The organism is Enterobacter sp. MGH 4 (genome assembly GCF_000534735.1).
Lineage (GTDB): Bacteria > Pseudomonadota > Gammaproteobacteria > Enterobacterales > Enterobacteriaceae > Enterobacter > Enterobacter intestinihominis.
On record NZ_KI973289.1, the window covers coordinates 1898893 to 1924182 of the forward strand.

At 58.1% G+C, this 25290-nt stretch carries 22 protein-coding genes; 12 read left to right on the forward strand and 10 right to left on the reverse strand.

All coding sequences use genetic code 11. The features are described 5' to 3' along the window. Positions 1–10: 10 nt before the first annotated feature. The 3 genes from L350_RS13410 to deoR all read left to right on the forward strand — a co-directional run bounded on the left by L350_RS13410 (position 11) and on the right by deoR (position 2181). Positions 11–739: a phosphatase PAP2 family protein gene (locus L350_RS13410; protein WP_032624581.1), complete on the forward strand. Its 729-nt coding sequence runs from the start codon at positions 11–13 to the stop codon at positions 737–739. 7 nt (positions 740–746) lie between these two features. Continuing rightward, the gene (gene ybjG / locus L350_RS13405) at positions 747–1355 is read left to right on the forward strand and encodes an undecaprenyl-diphosphate phosphatase (protein ID WP_022647555.1); all 609 of its coding nucleotides are present in this window, start codon (positions 747–749) and stop codon (positions 1353–1355) included. Positions 1356–1422: 67 nt separating this feature from the next. Next, on the forward strand, positions 1423–2181 hold the full coding sequence (deoR, locus tag L350_RS13400) for a DNA-binding transcriptional repressor DeoR (RefSeq protein WP_032624582.1): 759 nt from the start codon (positions 1423–1425) through the stop codon (positions 2179–2181). Between the two features lie 86 nt (positions 2182–2267). On the opposite strand, the gene dacC is transcribed toward deoR, so the two are convergent. Further along, positions 2268–3473 (reverse strand): serine-type D-Ala-D-Ala carboxypeptidase, encoded by a 1206-nt coding sequence (gene dacC, locus L350_RS13395; RefSeq protein ID WP_023299674.1) that lies wholly within the window; start codon positions 3471–3473, stop codon positions 2268–2270. A gap of 243 nt (positions 3474–3716) precedes the next feature. On the opposite strand from dacC, the gene L350_RS13390 reads away from it, so the two are divergent. Then, positions 3717–4343 carry a glutathione S-transferase family protein gene (locus L350_RS13390; protein ID WP_032624583.1) on the forward strand — a complete coding sequence of 209 codons (627 nt, stop codon included), beginning with the start codon at positions 3717–3719 and terminating at the stop codon, positions 4341–4343. Here L350_RS13390 and L350_RS13385 read toward each other — a convergent pair whose 3' ends face one another. Together L350_RS13385 and bssR are read right to left on the reverse strand one after the other, a co-directional pair. Next, positions 4344–5462, reverse strand: coding sequence for a PQQ-dependent sugar dehydrogenase (locus L350_RS13385; RefSeq protein WP_032624584.1), 1119 nt, complete (start codon positions 5460–5462; stop codon positions 4344–4346). It abuts the gene before it with no gap. 106 nt (positions 5463–5568) lie between these two features. Beyond that, positions 5569–5952 carry a biofilm formation regulator BssR gene (gene bssR / locus L350_RS13380; protein ID WP_023305760.1) on the reverse strand — a complete coding sequence of 128 codons (384 nt, stop codon included), beginning with the start codon at positions 5950–5952 and terminating at the stop codon, positions 5569–5571. A gap of 217 nt (positions 5953–6169) precedes the next feature. On the opposite strand from bssR, the gene rimO reads away from it, so the two are divergent. Next, a complete protein-coding gene (gene rimO / locus L350_RS13375; protein WP_023299671.1) occupies positions 6170–7495 on the forward strand; it encodes a 30S ribosomal protein S12 methylthiotransferase RimO in 1326 nt (441 codons plus the stop codon). Between the two features lie 119 nt (positions 7496–7614). Here rimO and gsiD read toward each other — a convergent pair whose 3' ends face one another. From gsiD to iaaA, 5 genes are read right to left on the reverse strand one after another with little or no spacing between them, the layout of a single operon-like run. Next, a complete protein-coding gene (gene gsiD / locus L350_RS13370; RefSeq protein ID WP_032624585.1) occupies positions 7615–8526 on the reverse strand; it encodes a glutathione ABC transporter permease GsiD in 912 nt (303 codons plus the stop codon). 1 nt (position 8527) lies between these two features. Beyond that, positions 8528–9448, reverse strand: coding sequence for a glutathione ABC transporter permease GsiC (gene gsiC / locus L350_RS13365; RefSeq protein WP_006809475.1), 921 nt, complete (start codon positions 9446–9448; stop codon positions 8528–8530). A gap of 5 nt (positions 9449–9453) precedes the next feature. After that, a complete protein-coding gene (gene gsiB / locus L350_RS13360; RefSeq protein ID WP_032624586.1) occupies positions 9454–10992 on the reverse strand; it encodes a glutathione ABC transporter substrate-binding protein GsiB in 1539 nt (512 codons plus the stop codon). A 23-nt stretch (positions 10993–11015) separates the two neighbouring features. Then, on the reverse strand, positions 11016–12887 hold the full coding sequence (gene gsiA, locus L350_RS13355) for a glutathione ABC transporter ATP-binding protein GsiA (protein ID WP_032624588.1): 1872 nt from the start codon (positions 12885–12887) through the stop codon (positions 11016–11018). 11 nt (positions 12888–12898) lie between these two features. After that, positions 12899–13837 carry a beta-aspartyl-peptidase gene (gene iaaA / locus L350_RS13350; RefSeq protein ID WP_032624589.1) on the reverse strand — a complete coding sequence of 313 codons (939 nt, stop codon included), beginning with the start codon at positions 13835–13837 and terminating at the stop codon, positions 12899–12901. Between the two features lie 189 nt (positions 13838–14026). Between iaaA and moeA the strand changes: the two genes are divergently transcribed. Further along, the gene (gene moeA / locus L350_RS13345) at positions 14027–15259 is read left to right on the forward strand and encodes a molybdopterin molybdotransferase MoeA (RefSeq protein WP_032624590.1); all 1233 of its coding nucleotides are present in this window, start codon (positions 14027–14029) and stop codon (positions 15257–15259) included. Between the two features lies 1 nt (position 15260). Continuing rightward, on the forward strand, positions 15261–16013 hold the full coding sequence (gene moeB / locus L350_RS13340; protein ID WP_032624591.1) for a molybdopterin-synthase adenylyltransferase MoeB: 753 nt from the start codon (positions 15261–15263) through the stop codon (positions 16011–16013). Positions 16014–16111: 98 nt separating this feature from the next. On the opposite strand, the gene fsa is transcribed toward moeB, so the two are convergent. Further along, positions 16112–16774 (reverse strand): fructose-6-phosphate aldolase, encoded by a 663-nt coding sequence (gene fsa, locus L350_RS13335; protein ID WP_032624911.1) that lies wholly within the window; start codon positions 16772–16774, stop codon positions 16112–16114. A 127-nt stretch (positions 16775–16901) separates the two neighbouring features. Between fsa and L350_RS13330 the strand changes: the two genes are divergently transcribed. From L350_RS13330 to L350_RS13315, 4 genes are all read left to right on the forward strand, one after another. Beyond that, positions 16902–17801 (forward strand): glycyl-radical enzyme activating protein, encoded by a 900-nt coding sequence (locus tag L350_RS13330; protein WP_032624593.1) that lies wholly within the window; start codon positions 16902–16904, stop codon positions 17799–17801. 4 nt (positions 17802–17805) lie between these two features. Next, on the forward strand, positions 17806–20238 hold the full coding sequence (locus L350_RS13325) for a formate C-acetyltransferase/glycerol dehydratase family glycyl radical enzyme (RefSeq protein WP_032624594.1): 2433 nt from the start codon (positions 17806–17808) through the stop codon (positions 20236–20238). Between the two features lie 166 nt (positions 20239–20404). Beyond that, on the forward strand, positions 20405–21220 hold the full coding sequence (locus tag L350_RS13320; RefSeq protein WP_032624595.1) for a Cof-type HAD-IIB family hydrolase: 816 nt from the start codon (positions 20405–20407) through the stop codon (positions 21218–21220). A 150-nt stretch (positions 21221–21370) separates the two neighbouring features. Beyond that, positions 21371–22627, forward strand: a complete 1257-nt coding sequence (locus L350_RS13315) for a DUF1479 domain-containing protein (protein WP_022647538.1) — start codon at positions 21371–21373, stop codon at positions 22625–22627. Here L350_RS13315 and L350_RS13310 read toward each other — a convergent pair. Further along, positions 22624–23697: a LacI family DNA-binding transcriptional regulator gene (locus tag L350_RS13310; RefSeq protein ID WP_032624597.1), complete on the reverse strand. Its 1074-nt coding sequence runs from the start codon at positions 23695–23697 to the stop codon at positions 22624–22626. The two genes, L350_RS13315 and L350_RS13310, sit on opposite strands and share 4 nt — an antisense overlap. A gap of 285 nt (positions 23698–23982) precedes the next feature. On the opposite strand from L350_RS13310, the gene L350_RS13305 reads away from it, so the two are divergent. Next, positions 23983–25284, forward strand: coding sequence for an MFS transporter (locus tag L350_RS13305; protein ID WP_023299659.1), 1302 nt, complete (start codon positions 23983–23985; stop codon positions 25282–25284). Positions 25285–25290 lie beyond the last annotated feature (6 nt).

Genomic DNA, 25290 nt, shown 5'->3' on the forward strand with positions numbered 1-25290 from the left:
GACCGAAACTATGACACACGCCGTCAGCCCTTCAGAATTATCTAAGTTACCGACAAATAAGACAAAACGTCTTTACCGTTTGCCTGCCCGCTTTTATGGTTATCAACTTTTCGTGCTTATTGCCCTTGCGGTGCTTTTTACCTGGCTTTCGCGCGATGAATCGCTTGACCGATGGATAACCGGTTTCTGGTATGACGCAGCGACGCATCATTTTCCGCTACAGCAAAACCCGCTGCTGGATCTGCTGAACCATCGGCTGGCGAAATATGTGACCATTGTTATCGCTGCCGCATCGCTGATTTACGGCGCTTACAAACGCAATGCCCGACTGGTAACGGCCGCGCTTCTGATGGGGCTGGGTGCGCTGGTAGTAGGGGTGCTGAAAAGCATAAGCCACCACAGCTGTCCGTGGGATCTGGTGGAATATGGCGGCAGGTCCGTTTCGTATCCCCTGTTCAGCGCCGTTCCGGCAGACAGCGGACCGGGACGCTGCTTTCCCGGCGGCCACGCCTCCAGCGGGTTTATGGTGATGGGGCTGTTTTTTGCCTTCTGGCGTGAACGTCCGCGCCTGGCATGGTCCTTTGTCGCGTCAGGCGTTGTTATGGGGCTGGTGATGGGCTTCGGGCAGGTCATGCGCGGCGCGCATTTTTTCTCTCACAACCTGTGGGCCGGGTGGTGGGTCTGGTTTTCCCAGGTGCTGGTTTACGGGCTGGTTTCCGCCCGGTTTGCTAAAGAGTAACGAGATTATGTTAGAAAATCTGAACTACGAACTGTTTTACCTGCTCAACGCCACACCGTCGTCACCGGAATGGATGATCGATCTCGCCACCTTCATTGCGAAAGATCTGATTAGCATTGTACCGGCGCTGGCGGTGATCCTCTGGTTATGGGGACCTCGTACACAGGTCACCGCCCAGCGCCATCTGGTGATCAAAATGGCAATGGCAATTGGCGTGAGCGTGCTGGCAAGCTACGTGCTGGGTCACGCCTTCCCGCACGATCGTCCGTTTGTCGATCGCGTCGGCTACAACTTCCTGCACCATGCGCCGGATGACTCGTTCCCGAGCGATCACGGCACGGTGATCTTCACCTTTGCGCTGGCCTTCCTGTTCTGGCATCGCCTGTGGTCCGGCGTAGTGCTGATGGGCGTGGCAGTCGCCATCGCCTGGTCCCGCGTCTACCTGGGGGTGCACTGGCCGCTGGATATGGTCGGCGGTTTCCTGGTGGGGCTGATGGGCTGCGTCAGCGCAGCCATCCTGTGGAGCCTCTTTGGCCCGGCGCTTTATCGTGGATTATCACAGGCCTATCGCGTTCTGTTTGCCCTTCCGATCCGCAAAGGCTGGATACGTGACTAACCCCGGTCCGTCAGGTTACACTTGAGCCCCCGCCCTGCGGGGGCTCACTTTTTTAGCCCGAGGATCTATGGAAACACGTCGCGATGACCGCATTGCTCAGCTGCTCCAGGCGCTGAAGCGCAGCGATAAGCTGCATCTTAAGGAAGCCGCTACCCTGCTTGGCGTGTCTGAAATGACCATTCGTCGCGATCTGAACAGCGACAGCGCCCCCGTTGTGCTGCTTGGCGGGTATATTGTTCTGGAGCCGCGTAGCGCCAGCCATTATCTGTTAAGCGATCAAAAAACACGCCTGGTGGAGGAGAAGCGCAAAGCCGCGCGGCTCGCCGCCTCGCTGGTGCAGCCGCATCAAACGCTTTTTTTTGACTGCGGTACGACAACCCCGTGGATCATCGAGGCCATCGACAGAACCGTTCCCTTTACCGCCGTCTGTTATTCGCTAAACACCTTCCTGGCTTTGCAGGAGAAACCAGCATGCCGGGTGATTTTGTGTGGCGGCGAGTTTCATGCCAGCAACGCCATCTTCAAGCCGCTGAATATTCAGGACACGCTGAGCAATGTATGCCCTGATATCGCCTTTTACTCTGCGGCGGGCGTGAATGTGAAACAGGGGGCAACCTGTTTTAATCTTGAAGAGTTACCGGTGAAACAGTGGGCGCTCAACGCCGCGCAGCAGCATGTGCTGGTGGTTGATCACAGTAAATTTGGCAAGGTCCGTCCGGCAAGGATGGGAGAACTGTCGCGCTTTGACGCCATCGTCAGTGATTGCCGCCCGGATGACGAGCTGGTGGCATACGCGAAAGCGCAGCAGGTGAAGTTGATGTATTGAGGTTATGCCGGGTGGCACTGCGCTTACCCGGCCTACGTTCGAGCCGTTGTAGGCCGGGTAAGGCGAAGCCGCCACCCGGCAAAAACTTAGCTGAACCAGCTGCCAAACCAGCCGTGGAATTTCATTAACACAAAGTCCCACATCCGGCTGAAGAAGCCGCCCTCTTCCACCGCTTCCATTACCACCAGCGGACGCTGCTCAATAGATTTGCCGTTAAGCTGGAAATCTATCGTCCCGACCACCTGACCTTTTTTCAGCGGTGCGGTGAGCTGTGGCTCGGTCAGGGTATAGCTGGCTTTCAGGTTTTTCAGCTGACCGCGTGGAATGGTGACGGAACCCGCTTCACCCGCTCCCAGGTTCACTTCACTTTTATCACCAAACCAGACGCGCTGACTCACGAAGGTAGCGTCCGGCTTAATCGGCGTGACGGTTTCAAAGAAGCGGAAACCCCAGGTCAGCAGTTTTTCGGATTCGTTAAAACGAATACGGTCGGTTTTCGTTCCCAGCACCACTGAGATCAGGCGCATATCGCCCTGCGTCGCAGAAGCCACCAGGTTGTATCCGGCCCCGGCAGTTGTACCGGTTTTCATGCCGTCCACGTTAACGTTACTGCTCCACAGCAGACGGTTACGGTTAGGCTGGCGGATATTGTTGAAGGTAAACTCTTTCTCTTTATGGATAGCGTACTCATCCGGCACGTCATGGATCAGCGCTTTGCCCAGCAGCGCCATATCGCGCGCGGTACTGAACTGACCCGGCGCATCCAGGCCGTGAACAGTTTTAAAAGTGGTATTGGTCAGACCCAGTTTTTTCGCGTAGCCATTCATCAGCCCAATAAATGAGTCCTGACTGCCCGCGACGTAATCGGCCAGCGCAATACAGGCATCATTTCCCGACTGAATAATAACCCCTTTATTCAGATCGGACACGGAGACCTGGTCGCCAGGCTTCAGGAACATCACGGACGAGCCGCGCAGCGCCGGGTTACCGGTCGCCCAGGCATCTTTCCCGACGGTGACCATGTCATTCAGCTTGATCTTGCCCGCTTTCAACGCCTGGCCGACCACATAGCTGGTCATAATTTTCGTCAGGCTCGCCGGGTCGAGTTTTTCGTCGGCGTTACCTTCCGCCAGCACTTTCCCGCTGGCGTAATCCATCAGGATCCAGGCGCGCGCATCAACAGGCGGCGCTTCGGGCGCTGTCTGTTCCGCCGCATGGAGCGTTGGGGCAAAAAGGAAAAGCAGCGCCGAGCCTGCCGCCAGGCTGCGCAGAGAGGAAGTTTTTTGCGTCATAAATGCCACCCGAGTGTCCATTCTAAAAATCACGTCACAATCACCGTGTCGCAAGAAGCGATGAGTAATAGCGCACTACAGCCTTCAAAGAAACCTGTTCCAGGTAAAGTTTTTAAAGTTTATGCAATAACATTCAGATACGCTTTGATTGCGGTGTTTTTTTTAGCATCTGTTGCGTAATTGTTAGGTTTATCTCACCATGGCGAAAAGCTGACTCGGATTCACATCTCATCGGGAGTAAATATGATTACGCTGTGGGGCAGGAACAATTCGACCAACGTGAAAAAAGTGCTCTGGACGCTGGAAGAGCTGGATTTACCGTTTAAGCAGGTTATGGCGGGCCTGGAGTTTGGCGTGAATAAAGACGCGGACTACCTGGCGATGAACCCAAACGGACTGGTGCCGCTACTGCGCGATGACGAGACAGACGCCACGCTGTGGGAGTCTAACACCATCGTGCGATACCTCGCCGCGCAGTACGGCCAGGGTCGGCTGTGGGTAGAAAATCCAGCCCAGCGCGCGCAGGGCGAAAAATGGATGGACTGGGCAAACCAGACGCTTTCCCCAACGCACCGCGTGATCCTGATGGGGCTTATCCGTACGCCGGAAGCCGATCGTGATTATCCCGCCATTCATGCCGCCCAGGACGCGTGCGAGTCGCTGTTTGCGATGATGGACGACGAACTGGCGAAGCAGACCTGGTTCTCCGGCGACACGTTCGGCGTGGGCGATATCGCCGTCGCCCCTTTCGTCTGGAACCTCACTAACATGGGTCTCAGCTGGACCCCGCGCCCTCACCTTCAGCGCTGGATCCAGCAGCTCAGCGAGCGCCCGGCGTATCGCAACGTGGTGATGATCCCGGTGACCTGATTACGACCCGGACGGGCTGACTTTCCAAAGCTGCCCGTCCGTCTCGTCGGTCAGCACGTACAGATAACCATCCGGCCCGACGCGCACATCGCGAATTCGCTGATCTTTATCCCCAAGAATGCGCCCGTCCTCCGTCACGGTATTGCCCTTCACGCTCAGCACGATGACGTCTTTCTCCTTCAGCGCGCCGATAAACAGCTTGTTTTTCCATTGCGGGAAGACGTCACTGTTGTAGAACGCCATGCCGCTGACGGCGGGCGACACTTTCCAGACAAACAGCGGTTTTTCAGTGCCCTCAACGTGCTCGCCTTTCGCTTCCGGGATTTTCAGGCCGCTGTAGTTGATCCCGTGCGTCGCCATCGGCCAGCCGTAGTTTTTGCCTTTTTCAGGAATGTTGATCTCATCCCCGCCGCGAGGGCCGTGTTCATTAAGCCACAGCGCGTCGCTCCACGGGTTCATCGCCATCCCGTGCGGGTTGCGAATGCCGTAAGACCAGATTTCAGGCCGTGCACCGGCGGTGTTCACAAACGGGTTATCCGGCGGCACTTTCCCGTCCTCCGTCAGGCGCACCACCTTGCCCTGAAGCTTATCCAGATCCTGCGCCGTCGGGCGCTGGTTGTTTTCACCTAAGCCAATAAAGAGATGGCCTTTGCCGTCGAACACCAGCCGTCCACCAAAGTGGTTGCCAGTAGAGAGCTTCGGCATCTGTCGGAACACCACCTGGAAGCCCTCAATGCGCGAGAGGTCATCGCTCAACCGCCCGTAGCCCACCGCGGTGCCCGCTTTTCCATCATCACCCGCCTCGGCGAAGCTGAGCCAGATCCGCCGTGATTGTTCAAAATCCGGGGCCAGCACCACGTCCAGCAATCCGCCCTGGCCGCTCGCCCAGACCTTCGGCACGCCGATAATCGGATCGGAGAGCCCTTTCCCTGCCTGCCAGTGCTTAAGCTGCCCGTCTTTTAGCGTGATCAGCAGCCCCTTATTATCAGGCAGAAACGCCAGCGACCAGGGGTGATCCAGTTTTGTCTGTAGCACGTCGACCTTAACCGTCTCGGGCGCCGCAAGCAGCGAAAGCGGGAATAACAGTACAGGGAGGAAAAGCAGCGAGGATCGAGGCATAACGCACTCCTTTATCGGCATATGGCTTAAAGATTAGCCACTGTTCCCGGGTGCGTTAACACTTTTACAAAAGCTTAATCAAAAGGGGGAGTTGCCTCCCCCGGGTTCAGTGTCGGGCAAGCGTTTCCGGCTTGTTCAGACACATGATGCAAAGCGCGAGCGTGGTCAGGCAGTTTTCAAGCTTCTCCGCGTTAACGGCAATAAAATTCGGGCAGTCGTGACGTCCGTTCATCAAACAGACCCCGGCGATGGAAAGCACCTCGGCGGCGCGGCGCAGCGCCACTAGTTCGTTTTCAGCGCAGTACGCTTTCAGGATGGGTGCTTTTTCACGCATGAAATTGCAAAGTTCAAAGAAATTATCACGCAGATTTTCGCTTTCGCTGACTGACATATACCCTTTCGCCTTGCGGAGTTGCAGATATGCAGCCAGGTCGATTCGGGCGTTGATCAGCTTGTTAAGCAGATCGCGTTTCAGTCTGTCAACGGACATGCTATTTCCTCCTCTGTCAGCCATGTTACCCTATTAATAATAAGGTCATTTTTTGTACAATGTGATGCCTGAGATCAATAAACGATAACTGATTAACATTCTTTACAATGTTACAACGATTGCCCGCCTCAACTGCGCCATCAAGAGTGTATAAATCCCCCGCGATACGCTGTAAAATCCCGCCCTGATAACTCCATAATTGATGAATTTTTAACCTATGAGCAATGTTACGCACCCGCCGAAAATCGGCTTTGTCTCCCTGGGCTGCCCGAAGAACCTGGTGGATTCCGAACGCATCCTGACTGAACTTCGCACTGAAGGCTATGACGTGGTGCCAAGCTACGACAACGCCGACATGGTGATCGTCAACACCTGTGGGTTCATCGACAGCGCGGTCCAGGAGTCACTGGAAGCCATTGGTGAAGCCCTGACGGAAAATGGCAAAGTGATTGTCACCGGCTGCCTGGGCGCGAAGGTGGATCAGATCCGCGAAGTGCACCCGAAGGTACTGGAGATCACCGGCCCGCACAGCTACGAGCAGGTGCTGGAACATGTTCATCACTACGTACCAAAGCCAAAGCACAACCCGTTCCTGAGCCTGGTGCCGGAACAGGGCGTGAAGCTGACGCCGCGCCACTATGCTTACCTGAAAATTTCCGAAGGCTGCAACCATCGCTGCACCTTCTGCATCATCCCGTCGATGCGTGGCGATTTGGTGAGCCGTCCGATTGGCGAGGTGCTGGCAGAAGCCAAACGCCTGGCCGACGCGGGCGTGAAGGAGTTACTGGTCATCTCCCAGGACACCTCCGCCTACGGCGTGGACGTCAAACACCGCTCCGGCTTCCATAACGGCGAGCCGGTAAAAACCAGCATGGTTGGCCTGTGCGAGCAGCTTGCTAAGCTCGGGATCTGGACGCGTCTGCACTACGTCTACCCTTACCCGCACGTTGACGACGTGATTCCGCTGATGGCGGAAGGCAAAATACTGCCGTATCTGGATATCCCGTTACAGCACGCCAGCCCGCGCATTCTGAAGCTGATGAAGCGTCCTGGATCCGTTGACCGCCAGCTGGCGCGCATCAAGCAGTGGCGCGAGATCTGCCCTGAACTGACCCTGCGCTCCACCTTCATCGTTGGCTTCCCGGGTGAAACCGAAGAAGATTTCCAGATGCTGCTCGACTTCCTGAAAGAAGCGCGTCTGGATCGCGTGGGCTGCTTCAAGTACAGCCCGGTTGAAGGCGCAACGGCCAACGAGCTGGCGGACCAGGTACCGGAAGAGGTCAAAGAGGAACGCTGGAACCGCTTTATGCAGCTGCAACAGCAGATCTCTGCTGAACGCTTGCAGGAGAAAGTGGGCCGCGAAATTCTGGTCATTATCGACGAAGTGGACGAAGAAGGCGCGATTGGCCGCAGCATGGCGGATGCGCCTGAAATCGACGGCGCGGTGTACCTGAACGGGGAAACCAACGTCAAGCCGGGCGATATTATTCGCGTGAAGGTTGAAAACGCCGACGAGTATGATTTGTGGGGCAGCCGGGTTTAATCTTTAACCCCTCACCCCGGCCCTCTCCCCAAAGGGGCGAGGGGGAACAGACCGCACCGAGCAGTCCCCTCTCCCCTCAGGGGAGAGGGTTAGGGTGAGGGGTAAGTTCCTGCAAAAACCTACCCCTTAATCCTCGGATCCAGCGCGTCGCGCAGCCCATCCCCCAGCAGGTTAAACGCCAGCACGGTCAGGAAAATCGCCAGGCTCGGGAAGATCGCCACGTGCGGGGCGATCACCATATCCGCCCGCGCCTCGTTCAGCATCGCGCCCCACTCCGGCGTCGGCGGCTGTGCGCCTAACCCCAGAAACGACAGGCTGGCCGCCGAGATAATCGACACGCCTATGCGCATGGTGAAATAGACCACGATAGACGAGACCGTTCCCGGCAGAATATGGCTGAACAGGATAGTGGCATCGCCGGCTCCCATGCTGCGGGCCGACTCGATAAAGGTCTGCTGCTTCAGCACCAGCGTGTTGCCACGTACCAGGCGCGCGAAAGCGGGAATCGTGAATACCGCCACGGCGATGATGACGTTCGCCATGCCGCTGCCCATCACCGCCACCACGGCAATCGCCAGCAGAATACCGGGAAAGGCAAACAGCACGTCGCAGATACGCATGATGATGCGGTCCCACCAGCCTTCATAGTACCCGGCCACCAGCCCAAGCACGGTGCCAATTGCTGCGCCCATCAGCACAGCAAAGACCCCGGCCGCCAGCGAGATCTGCGCCCCTACCAGCACGCGGCTGAAAATATCGCGCCCGAGCGAGTCCACGCCAAACCAGTGCATCATCGACGGTCCATCGTTCAGCCGGTCGTAATCGAAGTAATTTTCCGCATCAAACGGGGCTATCCAGGGGGCGATAATCGCCACCAGGATCAGCAGTAACACAAACAACCCGGCGACCATAGCGACGGGCTGACGACGGAATCGACGCCAGAACTCAACCCACGGGGTGCGAATATGGTCCGGCCTGATCCCCGGCATAGCGTTTAAAATGGCCTGGCGACGCCAGTTCAGTAATCGCATCTTACTTATACCTGATGGCCGGGTTAATGGCGGCGTACAGCACGTCCACCACGAGATTGATAAGAATAAATTCCAGCGAGAAAAGCAGGACTTCCGCCTGAATCACCGGGTAGTCACGCATATCGACCGAGTCGACCAGCAGACGCCCCAGCCCCGGCCAGTTGAAGACCTTCTCTACCACGATAGAGCCGCCCAGCAGGAAGCCGAACTGTAGCCCCATCATCGTGACCACCGGGATCATCGCATTACGAAAACCATGCTTCAGAATGACCCATTTCTCACTCACCCCTTTTGCCCGCGCGGTGCGAATGTAATCTTCGCTCAGCACGTCGACAAACGAGGCGCGGGTGAAGCGGGCCATCACTGCCGCAACGGCTGCGCCAAGCGTCATAGAGGGCAGAATGTAGTGCTTCCAGGTGTCGGCCCCGACGGTGGGCAACCAGCCCAGCTCGACGGAGAAAATCTGCATCAGCAGCATACCCAGCGCAAACGCCGGGAAAGAGATACCGGTGACCGCCAGCGCCATACCGAGCTTATCCGGCCAGCGGTTGCGCCAGACGGCGGCGACAATCCCCGCGCCCAGGCCAAACACAACCGCCCAGCTCATACTGGCAATCGTTAACCAGAAGGTGGGCATAAAGCGGCTGGCAATCTCCTCCGACACCGGACGACGCGACACCATCGAGATGCCGAAATCGCCCTGAAGGACATTGCCAATGTAGCGCAGAAATTGCCGATACAGCGGCTGGTCAAGACCGAGCTGTTTACGCACCAGTTCGATAACCGTGGCATCCGCTTCCGGTCCGGCAATCAAACGCGCCGGATCGCCGGGCAGCATGTGGACAAACAAAAACACCAGCACGGCCACAATCAGCAGCGTCGGGATAAGCCCCAGCAGGCGTTTACACACATAATTCAGCATGAGTTTTATTTTAGATCCGCGTCATCAAAGCTAAAGCCCGTATCCGGCATGATGTAAAAACCGGTCAGCGCTTTATTGTGGGCTGAGACCAGTTTTTCCACCACCAGCGGCACCCACGGCGACTCTTTCCAGATAATGTCCTGCGCCTCTTTGTACAGGCGCGCTTTCTCTTCCGGTTTGGTGGTTTTCAGGGCATCGGCCAGATCCTTATCCACCTGCGGATTACTGTAGAACGCGGTATTGAACAGCGTTGGCGGCCAGTTCTGGGAAGCAAACAGCGGCGACAGGGACCAGTCCGCTTCACCGGTTGAAGCCGTCCAGCCGGTGTAGAACATCCGCACGCCGCTCTCTTTCTGTCCTTTGCCTTCCACTTCCGCCGCGCGCTGTCCGGCATCCATCGCCGTGACCCTGGCTTTAATGCCCACCTGCGCCAGCTGCTGCTGGGTAAATTGCAGCACCTTCTGCGCGGTACTGTGGTTATGCGACGACCACAGCGTGGTGCTAAAGCCGTTCGGATAGCCCGCCTCTTTCAGCAGTTCCCGCGCTTTCGCCGGATCGTACGGCCACGGCTGATAGCTCTGCGCGTACTCAATGGTTGGCGGCATCACGCCCGTCGCCGGGGTGGCGTAGCCGGCAAAGGCCACCTTCACCAGTGCCTGGCGGTTAATGGCGTAGTTGATGGCTTCGCGCACCTTCGGGTTATCAAACGGTTTTTGCGTGACGTTCATGCTGATGTAGCGCTGCATAATCGACGGGCTGGCCACCAGCTCCAGCTTGCTGTTTTTCGCCAGCAGCGCTGCCTGTTCGTAGGGGATCGGGAAGGCAAACTGCGCTTCGCCGGTTTGCAGCATCGCGGCGCGGGTATTGTTGTCCACGACCGGCCGCCAGGTGAGGGTATCCAGCTTCGGCAGCCCCGGCTGCCAGTATCCGGCGAATTTCTTCACCTTCACATAATCGGTCTGGTTCCAGGTAAGCAGTTCGTACGGTCCGGTCCCCACCGGGTGGAAGCCAATCTCTTTGCCGTATTTCTTCAACGCCGCAGGGGAAATCATCACCGTCGCGGGATGCGCCAGGATATTGATAAACGCCGAGAATGGCTCTTTGAGGGTGATCTTCACCGTCGCCGGATCAACCACCTCGGTTTGGGCGATATTTTTATACAGGTTATAGCGCTTAAGACCGTTTTCCGGATTGCTGGCTCGGTCCAGGTTGACCTTAACCGCCTCGGCGTTGAAGTCGGTGCCGTCCTGGAACTTCACGCCGGTACGGAGCTTAACGGTATAGACCAGCCCGTCGTCCGACACGGTATAACCTTCCGCCAGCACGTTTTTCAGCTTCATCTCGCGGTCCAGGCCGAACAGCCCCTGGTAGAAGGATTTTGCCACCGCCTGAGAAAGGGTGTCGTTAGCATCATACGGATCCAGCGTCGTGAAGTTAGACCCCACAGCCACCACCACGTCTTTCGCCGCGATCGCGGGGGCGGCGGCCAGCGCAGCCGTCACGCTCGCGGCAAGCAGCCATTGACGAGCAACAAAAGGAACCATTGTGTTCTCCTGCCTGTTGTAAGTTATAACCGCGAGAATGCATTGCCCTGACGCGGGGGTGCGACAAAATGACCGGGACCGACTTCACGCAGCGCCACGCGCTCCAGAGTTTCGCCCCGTTTACGAATATTGCTCGGCATTTCGTCCTGCAACAGCACGCGCTGGGCGTGACGATGCTCAGGATCGGCAACCGGTACGGCGGCCATCAGCTTGCGGGTGTACGGATGCTGCGGGTTTTCAAATACCGCCCGACGGGGGCCAATTTCAACAATTTGCCCCATGTACATCACCGCCACGCGATGGCTGATCCGCTCAACCACCGCCATATCGTGAGAGATAAACAGAAACGCAATGCCCAAATCCCGCTGTAAATCGAGCAGGAGATTGATGATTTGCGCGCGGATGGAGACATCCAGCGCTGACACGGACTCATCCGCAATCACCACTTTCGGATTCAGGGCCAATGCCCGGGCTATGCAGATACGCTGTCGCTGACCGCCAGAAAATTCGTGCGGATAACGCCAGGCATGCTCCGGTTTCAGGCCCACGCGCTCCAGCAGCCACGCGACGCGGCGCTGCGCGGCTTCACCGTCGAGCAGGTTGTGCACCCGCAGCGGCTCCATAATCGAGTACCCCACCGTATGGCGCGGATCGAGCGACGCATAAGGATCCTGAAAAATAAACTGAATATCCCGGCGTACCGCCTGCAATTTACCATTGGGGAGTGTATCGATGCGCTCACCGTTGAAGGTGATGCTCCCCTCCTGCGACTCAACCAGCCTGAGCAGCGCCCGCCCGGTGGTGGATTTACCGCAGCCGGACTCCCCCACCAGCGCCAGCGTTTCGCCCGGCCAGAGATCAAAACTGACGTATTCAACCGCATGCACTTCGCGCTTCACGCGGTTAAGGATCCCGCTGCGCAGCGGGAAACGGGTCACCAGGTCACGCACTTCAAGGATCGGCCTGCCGGAAACCACCGTGTTCTGCTCGGTTTCGTCTTCCTGCTGGCCCTGTTCGGTCTGAGAGAACAGCGGAAAACGGCGCGGAAAATCACTGCCATTCATGGCGCCCAGACGCGGGACCGCCGCCAGCAGCGCTTTAGTATAAGGATGCACCGGCGCATGAAAGACCTGCTCCACCGAGCCGGTTTCCACGGCATTGCCCTGATGCATAACCAGCACCCGATCGGCAATATCCGCCACCACCCCCATATCGTGGGTGATGAATATCACCCCCATCTCCATCTCCTGCTGCAACACCTTAATCAGTTGCAGGATCTGGGCCTGAATGGTGACATCCAGCGCCGTGGTGGGTTCGTCCGCAATGAGCACCGCCGGACGGCACGACAGCGCCATCGCAATCATCACCCGCTGGCGCATGCCACCGGAAAGCTGATGCGGATAGCGGGACAAAATCGCGTGCGCCTCAGGGATACGTACCAGCTCCAGCATCCGTTTAGCTTCGTTGAGCGCCTCATCACCGCTCAGTCCCTGATGCAGGCGGATAGATTCGGCAATCTGCTCGCCCACCGGGAAGACCGGGTTCAGGGAGGTCATCGGCTCCTGAAAAATCATCGCAATATCCGCCCCGCGCACCCCCTGCATCCGGGACGCGCTCAGCTCGTTGAGATCGATAACCTGACGGTTGCGACGGCGCAACAGCATCCGCTCGCTGGTGACCTGCCCGCCCGTCTGCTCAAGCAGACGCATCAGCGCCAGCGCGGTAACCGATTTACCGGATCCGGACTCGCCGACAATCGCCAGCGTCTCGCCGCGCCTGAGCGAAAACGATAAATTCTGTACTGCAGGGATGAACTGCCGCTCTTCCTGAAAGGCAATATTCAGTTGGTGGACAGCCAGCACTTCGCAGTTGTCCAGCTCTTCACTGTGCGGCACGCAATGCCCCCTTATTCACGATAAATGCCTGTGCTGGGCGCATCGCCGGCATACCCCCACGCCCGGTACATCCCTTCACTGTTGAACGGCAGCGCCACGTTGCCCTCCCGATCCACCGCGATTAAGCCACCTTCTCCGCCCAGGGCTGGCAGTTTCTCCATTACTACCCGCTCGCAGGCCTCACTCAGGCTTAATCCGCCGTAATCCATTAGCGCGGTAATGTCGTAGGCCGCCAGCGCGCGGATAAACACTTCGCCGGTTCCGGTGCATGACACCGCCGCCGTGGCGTTATTAGCGTAACACCCGGCCCCCGGCAGCGGACTGTCGCCGACGCGTCCGGGAAGCTTGTTGGTCATACCGCCTGTCGAGGTCGCGGCGGCGAGGTTACCGGCTTTATCCAGCGCCACCGCGCCTACCGTGCCCATTTTGCTGCGTTCATCGAGCGGCGCGGCATGGTCCAGCTGCGTCATCCCCGCTGTACGGGCCTCCAGCAACTGCCGGTAACGCTCCTCGGTGGAAAAAAGATCGGGCGAGACCGTATCCATCCCGTGCTCGACGGCAAATTTCTCCGCCCCCGCCCCGGTCAGTAGCACATGCGGGCTTTGATCCATCACCAGACGCGCGGCCAGTACGGGATTGCGCAGTCGGCTGACGCCCGCCACCGCCCCCGCTTTCAGGGTGATGCCGTCCATCACGCAGGCATCCAGTTCATGCGTTTCATCGCGCGTAAAGACCGAGCCAATACCGGCATTAAACAGCGGACACTCCTCCAGCAGGCGCACCGCTTCGGTCACCACGTCCAGCGCGCTTTCGCCCGCTTCCAGCATGCGCTGGCATGTTTCCACAATGGCGTTCAGCGCATCAATATAACGCTTCTCCTGCTCGGGACTGAGCTGTGCACGGGTGATTGCCCCGGCACCGCCATGAATTGCGATAACCGCTTTACTCATTTCGCATCACCCATCAGCCTGGCTGGCTGCTTTTTCTATAAATATCATTATCGTCGACGAATCTTCAGATGATTTTTGAATATAGAAAGACGCAACTGTGATGTAAAGCGTACACCCATCGGGTCATACAGTTAGCCGCACTTTTCTGCCATAATGAGCGCTTTCGTTGTTACTCCGCAGGAGCCCACCATGGATTTTACCGCCGGACTGATGCCGCTTGAGACGGCACTCTCGCAGATGCTTGATCGTATTACTCCCCTGTACGACGTTGAGACGCTGCCGCTTGTGCGCTGTTTTGGCCGTATTGCCGCGCGCGATATCGTCTCGCCGCTGAACGTGCCGGGGTTCGATAACGCGGCGATGGACGGCTATGCCGTACGTCTGGCGGATTTGCAAACGGGTCAGCCGCTGCCGGTGGCAGGTAAAGCCTTTGCCGGGCAGCCGTTCAACGGTGAGTGGCCAGCGGGCACCTGCGTGCGCATTATGACCGGCGCGCCGGTGCCAAAGGGCTGTGAAGCCGTGGTGATGCAGGAAGAGACCGAACTAACGGACGACGGCGTGCGTTTTACCGCCAGCGTCAAAGCGGGACAGAATATCCGCCACATCGGGGAAGACATTACCCTCGGCGCAACGGTCTTTGCCGCCGGGCAAAAACTGACGGTCGCCGAACTGCCGGTGCTGGCATCGCTTGGCATCGCGGAGATTGACGTTGTCCGCAAGGTACGCGTGGCGGTGTTCTCAACGGGAGACGAGCTACAGCTTCCGGGTCAGCCGCTGAACGAGGGGCAGATTTACGACACCAACCGTCTGGCGGTGCACCTGATGCTTGAGCAACTGGGCTGCGAGGTGATTAACCTCGGCATCATTCCTGACGATCCGGAGAAACTGCGCACGGCGTTTATCGACGCGGACGCCTCTGCCGACGTGGTGATCAGCTCCGGCGGCGTTTCGGTTGGCGAAGCGGATTACACCAAAACCCTGCTTGAAGAGCTGGGTGAAATCGCCTTCTGGAAGCTGGCGATTAAACCGGGCAAACCGTTCGCGTTTGGCAAACTTCCGCACAGCTGGTTCTGTGGCCTGCCGGGTAACCCGGTCTCTGCCGCGCTGACCTTCTACCAGCTGGTGATCCCGCTGCTGGCGAAGCTTTCAGGCAACAATGCCGACCCGCTGCCGGAACGTGTGCGCGTGCGGGCGGCAACGCGCCTCAAAAAATCTCCGGGCCGTCTCGATTTCCAGCGCGGCATTCTGGCGCGCAACGCCGATGGCGAGCTGGAGGTGAGCACCACCGGGCATCAGGGTTCGCACATCTTTAGCTCCTTCAGCCAGGGTAACTGCTTTATCGTGCTGGAGCGCGATCGCGGCCACGTTGAGGCGGGCGAATGGGTTGAAGTGGAACGCTTTAACCACCTGTTCGGAGGCTGACATGACGGTGGAACTGAGCGACCCGGAGATGATGCGCTACAACCGCCAGATCGTGCTGCGCGGGTTTGATTTCGAGGGTCAGGAAGCGCTCAAGGCGGCCAGCGTGCTGGTTGTCGGCCTTGGCGGGCTGGGCTGCGCGGCGGCGCAATATCTGGCTGCGGCGGGCGTCGGCCGCATGACGCTACTGGATTTCGATACCGTGTCGGTGTCGAACCTGCAACGCCAGACGCTGCACAGCGACGCGACGGTTGGTCAGCCGAAAGTGGAATCTGCGCGCACGGCGCTGGCGCGAATTAACCCCAACGTTCAGTTCACCCTGATTGACGCGATGCTGGATGACGACGCGCTGTTTGCGCAGATTGCTCGGCATGACCTGGTGCTGGACTGCACCGATAACGTCGCCATTCGCAACCAGCTCAATGCGGGCTGCTTTGCCCATAAAACGCTGCTAATTTCCGGCGCGGCCATCCGCATGGAGGGGCAAATCAGCGTTTTCACCTACGCTGAGGGAGAGCCCTGCTACCGCTGCCTGAGCCGTCTGTTTGGCGAGAATGCGCTGACCTGCGTCGAGGCGGGCGTGATGGCGCCGCTGGTTGGGGTTATCGGTTCCTTGCAGGCCATGGAGGCGATCAAGGTGCTGGCGCATTACGGCACGCCCGCAGCGGGCAAAATCGTGATGTATGACGCGATGACCTGTCAGTTCCGCGAGATGAAGCTGATGCGTAATCCGGGGTGTGAGGTGTGCGGAGGTTAAACCCTGCTGCGGCCTGATGCCCTCACCCCGGCCCTCTCCCACAGGGAGAGGGAGAAAATCGTAGGCCGGGTAAGCGTCAGCGCCACCCGGCAACAGCATCAAATAGACGTCCGCCCAAACGCCCCCTGCCAGTCCTGCTCAAACTTCACAATTGCCGCATCTACTGCCGGAGAGGTAATAAACTGCTGCGCCACGTCCAGCGGCAGCGTGATGGACTCGCACCCTGCCAGCAGGCAGTCCAGCGCCTGGCGCGGGGTTTTAAAGCTCGCGGCGAGCACTTTTGACTGCGGTGCGTGCAGCGTCAGCAATTGTTGCAGTTCAATCACCGTCTGGATCCCGTCCCCGCCCTGCGCGTCCACGCGGTTCACGTAAGGGGCCACATACTCAGCACCCGCCAGCGCGGAGAGCATCCCCTGCGCTGCGCCGTATACCGCGGTACCCAGGGTTGGGATCCCTTCTGCTTTCAGCATTTTGATCGCCGCCAGCCCTTCAGCGGTCACGGGCACTTTCACCACCAGGTCATTGATTATCGCGCGCAGCTTACGTGCGTCTTCCACCATCCCCTCGGCGGTCTTCGCCATCACCTGGGCGAACAGCCGGCCCTTGCCGCCCAGCGCGTCGTGCAGCGCGGGCAGCAGTTCTTCCAGAGGCGTTTTACCCGCCGCCACAATGCTTGGGTTAGTGGTCACGCCCGCCAGCGGGAAGATACGCGCCAGCTTTTTGACTGCCGCAACGTCAGATGTGTCGAGATAAAGTTCCATGATGTCACCCTCAAAATTAGCCTGCATTTACCCTATCACGAGAAAACCTGCTCATGAATTGACCCATATCAAGATAACTTTCATTCGAAAGTAATTTAATCTTCATATGTAATCAGAGGGCAAAAAAATGATCTTCAACATACAGCGTTACTCCACCCACGACGGCCCCGGTATTCGAACCGTGGTGTTCCTGAAAGGCTGCTCGCTGGGCTGTCGCTGGTGCCAGAACCCGGAAAGCCGCTCCCGCACGCGGGACGTCCTGTTTGACGCCCGTCTGTGTCTGGACGGCTGTGACCTGTGTCAGCAGGCCGCGCCAGGGTGTGTTGAACGCGCCCTGAACGGGTTGATCATCCATCGTGAAAAATTAAGTGAAAAAACGCTCACTGCCCTCACCGACTGCTGCCCGACGCAGGCGCTTACCGTCTGCGGTGAAGAGAAGCAGGTGGAGGAGATTATGGCCACCGTGCTGCGCGACAAGCCCTTCTACGACCGCAGCGGCGGCGGGATCACCCTTTCCGGCGGCGAGCCGTTTATGAATCCTGACCTGGCGCACGCCCTGTTTAAAGCCAGCCATGAACAAGGCATTCATACCGCGGTTGAAACCTGCCTTCACGTGCCCTGGCATTATATCGAGCCTTCACTGCCGTATGTCGATCTGTTCCTGGCGGACCTGAAACATGTCGATGGCGAGGTGTTCAAGCAGTGGACCGATGGCTCTGCTAAGCGGATCCTGGACAACCTGAGGCGCCTGGCTACCGTCGGGAAGAAGATCACCATCCGCGTGCCGCTGATCCAGGGCTTTAACGCCGATGAAGCGTCGGTTACCGCCATTACCAACTTCGCCGCCGATGAACTCGGCGTCGATGATATTCATTTTCTGCCGTATCACACGTTGGGCATGAACAAATACACCCTGCTCGGCCAACCCTACTCTGCCCCTGACAAACCGCTGGATAACCCTGCCCTGCTGGACTTCGCGCAGCAGTATGCCTGCCAGAAAGGGTTAACCGCGACCTTACGAGGATAAACTTATGACCACCCTGAATCTCAACACCCTCAGCGAGCGCATCAAGGCGCACAAAACGGCTCTGGTGCATATCGTTAAGCCGCCGGTCTGTACCGAACGCGCGCAGCACTATACCGAAATGTATCAGCAGCATCTGGACAAGCCGATCCCGGTACGTCGCGCGCTGGCCCTCGCCCACCACCTGGCAAAACGTACCATCTGGATCAAGCACGACGAGCTGATTATCGGTAACCAGGCCAGCGAAGTGCGTGCCGCGCCGATCTTCCCGGAATATACCGTCTCCTGGATTGAGAAAGAGATTGACGATCTGGCGGACCGTCCAGGTGCAGGCTTTGCGGTGAGCGAAGAGAATAAACGCGTTCTGCATGAAATCTGCCCGTGGTGGCGCGGCCAGACGGTACAGGATCGCTGCTACGGTATGTTTACCGACGAGCAGAAGGGCCTGCTGGAAACCGGCATCATCAAAGCGGAAGGTAACATGACCTCCGGTGACGCACACCTGGCGGTGAATTTCCCGCTGGTGCTGGAGAAAGGGCTCAACGGCCTGCGCGCGAAAGTAGCCGAGCGCCGCTCGCGCATCAACCTGACGGTACTGGACGATCTGCACGGCGATCAGTTCCTGAAAGCCATTGATATCGTGCTGGAAGCCGTAAGCCTGCACATCAGGCGCTTCGCCGATCTGGCTCGTGAGATGGCCGCCAGCGAAACCCGCGACAGCCGCCGCGACGAGCTGCTGGCGATGGCGGAAAACTGCGACATCATCGCCCACCAGCCGCCAAAAACCTTCTGGCAGGCGCTACAGCTGTGCTACTTCATTCAGTTGATCCTGCAAATTGAGTCCAACGGTCACTCCGTCTCCTTTGCCCGTATGGACCAGTACCTTTACCCGTACTATCGCCGCGACGTGGAGCTGGACCAGAGCCTGGATCGCGAGCACGCCATCGAGCTGCTGCACAGCTGCTGGCTGAAGCTGCTGGAGGTGAACAAAATCCGCTCCGGCTCGCACTCCAAAGCCTCTGCGGGCAGCCCGCTGTATCAGAACGTCACCATCGGCGGCCAGAAGCTGGTCAACGGCGAGCCAATGGACGCGGTCAACCCGCTCTCCTACGCAATTCTGGAATCCTGCGGCCGTCTGCGCTCCACCCAGCCAAACCTGAGCGTGCGCTACCACGCTGGCATGAGCAACGACTTCCTCGACGCCTGCGTGCAGGTGATCCGCTGCGGCTTCGGGATGCCGGCGTTTAACAACGATGAAATCGTCATCCCGGAATTTATCAAGCTCGGCGTGGAACGAGAGGACGCGTATGACTATGCGGCGATTGGCTGCATCGAAACCGCCGTCGGCGGAAAGTGGGGCTATCGCTGCACCGGCATGAGCTTTATCAACTTCGCCCGCGTGATGCTGGCAGCGCTGGAAGGCGGTCGCGATGCCACCAGCGGCCAGGTATTCCTGCCGCAGGAAAAAGCGCTTTCGGCCGGTAATTTCGGCAATTTCGACGAAGTGATGGCGGCGTGGGATAACCAGATCCGCTACTACACCCGCAAATCCATTGAGATCGAGTACGTGGTGGACACCATGCTGGAAGAGAACGTCCACGATATTCTCTGCTCGGCGCTGGTGGATGACTGCATCGAACGCGCGAAAAGCATTAAGCAGGGCGGCGCGAAGTACGACTGGGTTTCCGGCCTTCAGGTGGGGATCGCCAACCTCGGTAACAGCCTGGCCGCGGTGAAGAAGCTGGTGTTTGACCAGGGCGTTATCGGTCAGCAACAGCTGGCGGCGGCGCTGGCGGATGACTTCGAGGGGCTGACCCACGAGCAGCTGCGCCAGCGCCTGATCAACGGCGCGCCGAAGTACGGCAACGACGACGACAGCGTGGACCTGCTGCTGACCCGTGCCTACGAAACCTACATTGAAGAGCTGAAGCAGTATCACAACCCACGCTACGGCCGTGGCCCGATTGGGGGTAACTACTACGCGGGCACGTCGTCTATCTCCGCAAACGTGCCGTTTGGCGCAGCAACCATGGCGACGCCGGACGGACGTAAAGCGCACACCCCGCTGGCGGAAGGGGCAAGCCCGGCCTCCGGTACCGACCACCTCGGCCCGACGGCGGTGATTGGCTCCGTGGGTAAACTGCCGACGGAAGCGATCCTCGGCGGCGTGCTGCTTAACCAGAAGCTGAACCCGTCGACGCTGGAAAACGACAGCGATCGCCAGAAGCTGATGGTGCTGCTGCGCACCTTCTTCGAGGTGCATAAGGGCTGGCATATTCAGTACAACATTGTCTCGCGCGAAACGCTGCTGGAAGCGAAGAAACACCCTGATCAGTATCGTGACCTGGTGGTGCGCGTCGCGGGTTACTCGGCGTTCTTCACCGCCCTGTCACCGGATGCGCAGGACGATATTATTGCCCGTACCGAGCATACACTGTAAAAAAACGCCCGGTGGCGCTGCGCTTACCGGGCCTACATTGTCTCCCCGTAGGCCGGGTAAGGCGAAGCCGCCACCCGGCTTTCTGACTTTCATTCGAAATTAAATTTGTGCTCCCCGTCACCTTGTTATTAGAATGTTTCAAAACGCAGTGACCCAGGAGCACAGTATGACCGTAAAAGTTATCGTCACCGATATGGACGGAACTTTCCTTGATGATGCCAAGCAGTACGATCGTGACCGCTTCCAGGCACAGTTTGAGCAGCTTAAAGCCCGTAACATCGAATTTGTTGTCGCCAGCGGCAACCAGTATTACCAGCTCATCTCCTTTTTCCCGGAGCTGAAAGATCAGATCTCCTTCGTCGCGGAAAACGGCGCGCTGGTGTTCGACCACGGCGAACAGATTTTCCACGGTGAGCTAACGCGTCATGAGTCGCAGATCGTCATTGGTGAACTACTGAAAGACAAAGGGCTGAATTTTGTGGCCTGCGGGCTGGAGAGCGCGTACGTCAGCGATAAGGCTCCAGAAGCGTTCGTGAAGCTGATGTCGAAACACTACCATCGCTTAAAACCCATCAGCGATTACCGCGACATTGACGACGTGCTGTTTAAATTCTCCCTGAACCTGCCGGACAGCGATATCCCGAACCTGGTCGATAAACTGCATGTCTCCCTGGACGGCATCATGAAGCCGGTTACCAGCGGCTTCGGTTTTGTCGATTTGATTATCCCGGGCCTGCACAAAGCCAACGGCATCAGTCGTCTGCTGAAACGCTGGAAAGTCTCCCCGCAGGCGTGCGTGGGCATTGGCGACAGCGGCAACGATGCGGAAATGCTGAAGCTGGTGAAATATTCATTTGCGATGGGCAATGCGGCGGAAAGCATTCAAGCGGTCAGCCGTTACACTACCGACGATAACAACCATCAGGGCGCGCTGAATGTGATTCAGGCCGTGCTCGACGCCCACTCCCCGTTCGACGTCTGATCCCCTACCTGCCGGAGCCTCGCTCCGGCCCCTTCACTCTTTTTCCATCCTGTGGCGCCCGTCAAGGTTTTAAACTTGCATTAACTTATTTTTAACTTAAAGTATCACTTGTAGACACTTTTACTTTCGAATGAAAGATGCGAGGCAGTTATGACCTTTACCAGCGAAACGTTGCCAGCGGACCACAAAGCGGCAATTCGTCAGATGAAACGCGCGCTACGGGCCCAGATCGGTGACGTGCAGGCAGTGTTCGACCGGCTTAGCGACAAAATCGCCGCACGCGTGGCGGAAATTAACGCCCTTAAAAATAAAGGTGAATCCGTATGGCCGGTAATCCCCTTTACGGATGTGAAAAACGGTACGATCACCGCCGAACAGCGCGAAGCGGTTAAACGTCGCGGCTGCGCGGTGATCAAAAGCCACTTCCCGCGCGAGCAGGCGCTGGCATGGGATCAATCGATGCTCGACTACCTCGATCTGAATAAGTTTGACGAGGTTTACAAAGGACCCGGCGATAACTTCTTCGGCACCTTAACGGCCTCTCGCCCGGAGATTTATCCGATCTACTGGTCTCAGGCGCAAATGCAGGCGCGCCAGAGTGAAGAGATGGCACAGGTACAGTCGTTCCTGAACCGCTTATGGACATTTGAGAGCAACGGTAAGCAGTGGTTCGACCCGGACGTGAGCGTAATTTATCCGGACCGCATTCGCCGCCGCCCACCAGGAACAACCTCGAAAGGACTTGGCGCACACACCGATTCCGGCGCGCTGGAGCGCTGGCTGCTGCCCGCTTATCAGCAGGTCTTTGCCCGCGTGTTTGACGGCAACGTTGAGAAATACGATCCGTGGAATGCTGCGCACCGTACCGAGGTGGAAGAGTACACGGTGGATAACACCACCAAATGCTCCGTGTTCCGCACCTTCCAGGGCTGGACGGCACTGTCGGACATGATCCCCGGCCAGGGGCTGCTGCACGTGGTGCCGATCCCGGAAGCGATGGCTTACATTCTGCTGCGTCCGCTGCTGGACGACGTGCCGGAAGACGAACTGTGCGGCGTGGCGCCGGGGCGCGTGCTGCCGATTTCTGAGAAGTGGCATCCGTTGCTCATCGAAGCGTTGACCAGCATTCCCGCGCTGGAAGCCGGTGATTCTGTCTGGTGGCACTGCGATGTGATCCACTCGGTCGCGCCGGTGGAAAACCAACAGGGCTGGGGCAACGTGATGTATATTCCTGCCGCGCCGATGTGCGAGAAAAACCTCGCCTACGCGAAAAAGGTCAAGGAAGCGCTGGAAACCGGCGCGTCACCGGGAGATTTCCCGCGCGAGGATTATGAGAAAAGCTGGCAGGACCGTTTCACCGTGAACGATCTGAACATCCACGGCAAGCGCGCGCTGGGCATGGCTTAACTGTCGTAAAGCCCTTCCCGCTCAACGGCGGTGCGTCGTTTTCCCTGACGTATCCGCCGTACCGATTCCCGCACGGCCAGCGTGCCGTTCAGCAGCAATGTTCCGACCGGCGCGTCCGGGCGCATCAGCCGCTGCTGGAGCATATATACCGCTTCTGTTCCCAGCTCATCGCGCGGGACATGCACCGCCGTCAGAGGCACATCCTGAATCGCCGCGAGATTAAACCCGTCGATGCTCATCACCGAGACATCCTGCGGCACGCGCAGACCGTGTTTTTGCAGGGCGCTGATGGTCCCCGCCGCCATAAAGTCGCCGCCCACCAGGAACGCCGTCGGCAGATCTTTCCCTTTTTGCTGGTGAAGCCACTCACTCACCAGTTGCTCCGTCTCTTTGGCGCTAAAGCTTGGCACCATCAGCAGATCGCGCCGGTCGCTAAACCTGAGGTTATGGCCGTGCCACGCGTCGCGGATCCCCGACAGGCGCAGCTCCATGGTATAGCGACGCAAACACAGCACATTCATCACCTCCCGGTGCCCCATCTCGAACAGGTACTCCGCCGCCCGCTCGCCAATGGCGCGGTGATCCGGCGCGACGGCGGGCAGGCGCATGTGGCGGTCCCGGCAGTTAATCAGCATGCAGGGTTTGCCCACGTCTACCGCCAGATCGTGGATATGCGGATCGTCGATACCGAGGAGGATCGCCGCCTGGGTGTCCACTTCGTTCGTGCGGGCCAGAAACAGCTGGGCGTCGCTGTCGTTCTCCTCCAGCGCACAGTAACGCAGGCGAACCTCGTGCGAGGCCAGCCCTTTGCTCACGCTCTGGATGACGCGGTAATAAAAGATGTCAGACCGCTCGTCAAACGCCCGCTGCGGGGCAAACACCATCAGGCTGTTAAGCAACAGACGCCCCGCCGCCATGCCCTCTATTACCCCCAGCTCACGCGCGCATGCCAGCACCGTTGCCCGTGCTTTTTCGCTGGTGTTTGCCTTCCCCGCCAGCACGCGGGAAACGGTGCTGATGGAGAGCCGGGTACGGGCGGCGATTTCGGTGATTTTAAGCCTTTTATCCATTTTGTGATCTGGCTCCGGATGTGAAATGAAAAAATTTTCACAACATCTTTATCAGGTAATAACTTGCGAGAAGGCCATAATGCCGAAAATTAAACCTCGGTTATGAGAAAGTTTGCACAAAATCCACTATTTCCTGCTCAATTTCTCTCTTAAGGTGAACCTGTCACACAACTTTCATACTAGTTGTATAGCAGCTTAGCACTCTAAAACAGATAACTTTCAAACGCCTGACGCTGTGTGACACCTGAACCTTTGTCCCTTACCGTCCGTCTTGTGGAGAAGAAAATGAGTCAGGACATCAACAACACCGTTGCGACAAGCAAAACCCGTCGCGTCATTAAGAATCTGCGCTGGTACGTACTGGTGCTGTTTCTTCTTGGCGTGACCGTAAACTACATCACCCGTAACTCGTTAGGTATTCTCGCCCCCGAGCTGAAAGAGAGCCTTGGTATCACCACCGAGCAATACTCGTGGATCGTCGGCGCGTTCCAGATCGCCTATACCATTTTCCAGCCCCTTTGCGGCTGGCTGATTGACGTTATCGGCCTCAAGATTGGCTTTATGGTCTGCGCCGGGATTTGGGCGCTGATGTGTATCTTCCACGCAGGTGCCGGGAGCTGGCTGCATCTCGCGATCCTGCGCTTCTTTATGGGCGCGTCCGAAGCCGCCGCCACGCCAGCGAACGCCAAAACCATCGGTGAATGGTTCCCGAAATCAGAGCGTCCTGTTGCCGCCGGTTGGGCGGGCGTGGGCTTCTCCATCGGTGCGATGCTGGCTCCGCCAATCATTTACTTCGCTCATGCGTCGTTCGGCTGGCAGGGTGCGTTTATGTTTACCGGCGTGCTGGCGCTGCTGTGGGTGATCCTGTGGTGGATCTTCTATCACAACCCGGAGCAGCACCCGAACCTGAGCCGCGACGAGCTGGCGTTTATCAAACAGGATAACGAACCCGCACCGGTCAGGCTGCCCTTTCTGACCGCGCTGAAAACCGTCTCGAAGAACAAACGGTTCTACGGTATCGCCATTCCGGCCTTTATGGCGGAACCCGCCTGGGCGGTGCTGAGCTTCTGGGTGCCGCTTTACCTCGCCAAAGAGCACGGCATGGATTTGAAACAGATCGCGATGTTCGCCTGGCTGCCGTTCCTCGCCGCCGACCTCGGCAGCGTGGCGAGCGGCTACCTCACCCGGCTTTATACCCGCTGGTTCGGCTGCACCCGCGTCAACTCGGTGGTGGCAAGTTCAGTGACCGGCGCGTTTTTGATGATTTCTCTGGCCGTTGTGGCCGTGACCCGCGACCCGTATATCACCATCGTGCTGATCTCCATCGGCGGTTTCGGCCACCAGATCATCTCCTGCATGCTGAGCGCGCTGGTCGTGGAGTCGTTCGACAAGGGCCAGATGGCGACGGTTAACGGCATGCGCGGCTCGGCGGCGTGGATCGCCAGCTTCCTGTTCTCCCTTTTGATTGGGGTGACCGCCGACAAAATCGGCTTCAACCCGCTCTTTATCGCCATGGGCTTCTTTGACCTGATTGGCGCTTTCTTCCTGGTGGCATTTATTGCTGAACGTCGCGCCAAGCGCGCCTGATAGTGG

What these genes read in the sequence shown, in the direction of transcription:
- L350_RS13410 (WP_032624581.1), top strand. Translation starts at nt 11, where the DNA reads ATGACACACGCCGTCAGCCCTTCAGAATTATCTAAGTTACCGACAAAT.
- ybjG (WP_022647555.1), top strand. Translation starts at nt 747, where the DNA reads ATGTTAGAAAATCTGAACTACGAACTGTTTTACCTGCTCAACGCCACA.
- deoR (WP_032624582.1), top strand. Translation starts at nt 1,423, where the DNA reads ATGGAAACACGTCGCGATGACCGCATTGCTCAGCTGCTCCAGGCGCTG.
- dacC (WP_023299674.1), bottom strand. Translation starts at nt 3,473, where the DNA reads ATGACGCAAAAAACTTCCTCTCTGCGCAGCCTGGCGGCAGGCTCGGCG.
- L350_RS13390 (WP_032624583.1), top strand. Translation starts at nt 3,717, where the DNA reads ATGATTACGCTGTGGGGCAGGAACAATTCGACCAACGTGAAAAAAGTG.
- L350_RS13385 (WP_032624584.1), bottom strand. Translation starts at nt 5,462, where the DNA reads ATGCCTCGATCCTCGCTGCTTTTCCTCCCTGTACTGTTATTCCCGCTT.
- bssR (WP_023305760.1), bottom strand. Translation starts at nt 5,952, where the DNA reads ATGTCCGTTGACAGACTGAAACGCGATCTGCTTAACAAGCTGATCAAC.
- rimO (WP_023299671.1), top strand. Translation starts at nt 6,170, where the DNA reads ATGAGCAATGTTACGCACCCGCCGAAAATCGGCTTTGTCTCCCTGGGC.
- gsiD (WP_032624585.1), bottom strand. Translation starts at nt 8,526, where the DNA reads ATGCGATTACTGAACTGGCGTCGCCAGGCCATTTTAAACGCTATGCCG.
- gsiC (WP_006809475.1), bottom strand. Translation starts at nt 9,448, where the DNA reads ATGCTGAATTATGTGTGTAAACGCCTGCTGGGGCTTATCCCGACGCTG.
- gsiB (WP_032624586.1), bottom strand. Translation starts at nt 10,992, where the DNA reads ATGGTTCCTTTTGTTGCTCGTCAATGGCTGCTTGCCGCGAGCGTGACG.
- iaaA (WP_032624589.1), bottom strand. Translation starts at nt 13,837, where the DNA reads ATGAGTAAAGCGGTTATCGCAATTCATGGCGGTGCCGGGGCAATCACC.
- moeA (WP_032624590.1), top strand. Translation starts at nt 14,027, where the DNA reads ATGGATTTTACCGCCGGACTGATGCCGCTTGAGACGGCACTCTCGCAG.
- moeB (WP_032624591.1), top strand. Translation starts at nt 15,261, where the DNA reads ATGACGGTGGAACTGAGCGACCCGGAGATGATGCGCTACAACCGCCAG.
- fsa (WP_032624911.1), bottom strand. Translation starts at nt 16,774, where the DNA reads ATGGAACTTTATCTCGACACATCTGACGTTGCGGCAGTCAAAAAGCTG.
- L350_RS13330 (WP_032624593.1), top strand. Translation starts at nt 16,902, where the DNA reads ATGATCTTCAACATACAGCGTTACTCCACCCACGACGGCCCCGGTATT.
- L350_RS13325 (WP_032624594.1), top strand. Translation starts at nt 17,806, where the DNA reads ATGACCACCCTGAATCTCAACACCCTCAGCGAGCGCATCAAGGCGCAC.
- L350_RS13320 (WP_032624595.1), top strand. Translation starts at nt 20,405, where the DNA reads ATGACCGTAAAAGTTATCGTCACCGATATGGACGGAACTTTCCTTGAT.
- L350_RS13315 (WP_022647538.1), top strand. Translation starts at nt 21,371, where the DNA reads ATGACCTTTACCAGCGAAACGTTGCCAGCGGACCACAAAGCGGCAATT.
- L350_RS13310 (WP_032624597.1), bottom strand. Translation starts at nt 23,697, where the DNA reads ATGGATAAAAGGCTTAAAATCACCGAAATCGCCGCCCGTACCCGGCTC.
- L350_RS13305 (WP_023299659.1), top strand. Translation starts at nt 23,983, where the DNA reads ATGAGTCAGGACATCAACAACACCGTTGCGACAAGCAAAACCCGTCGC.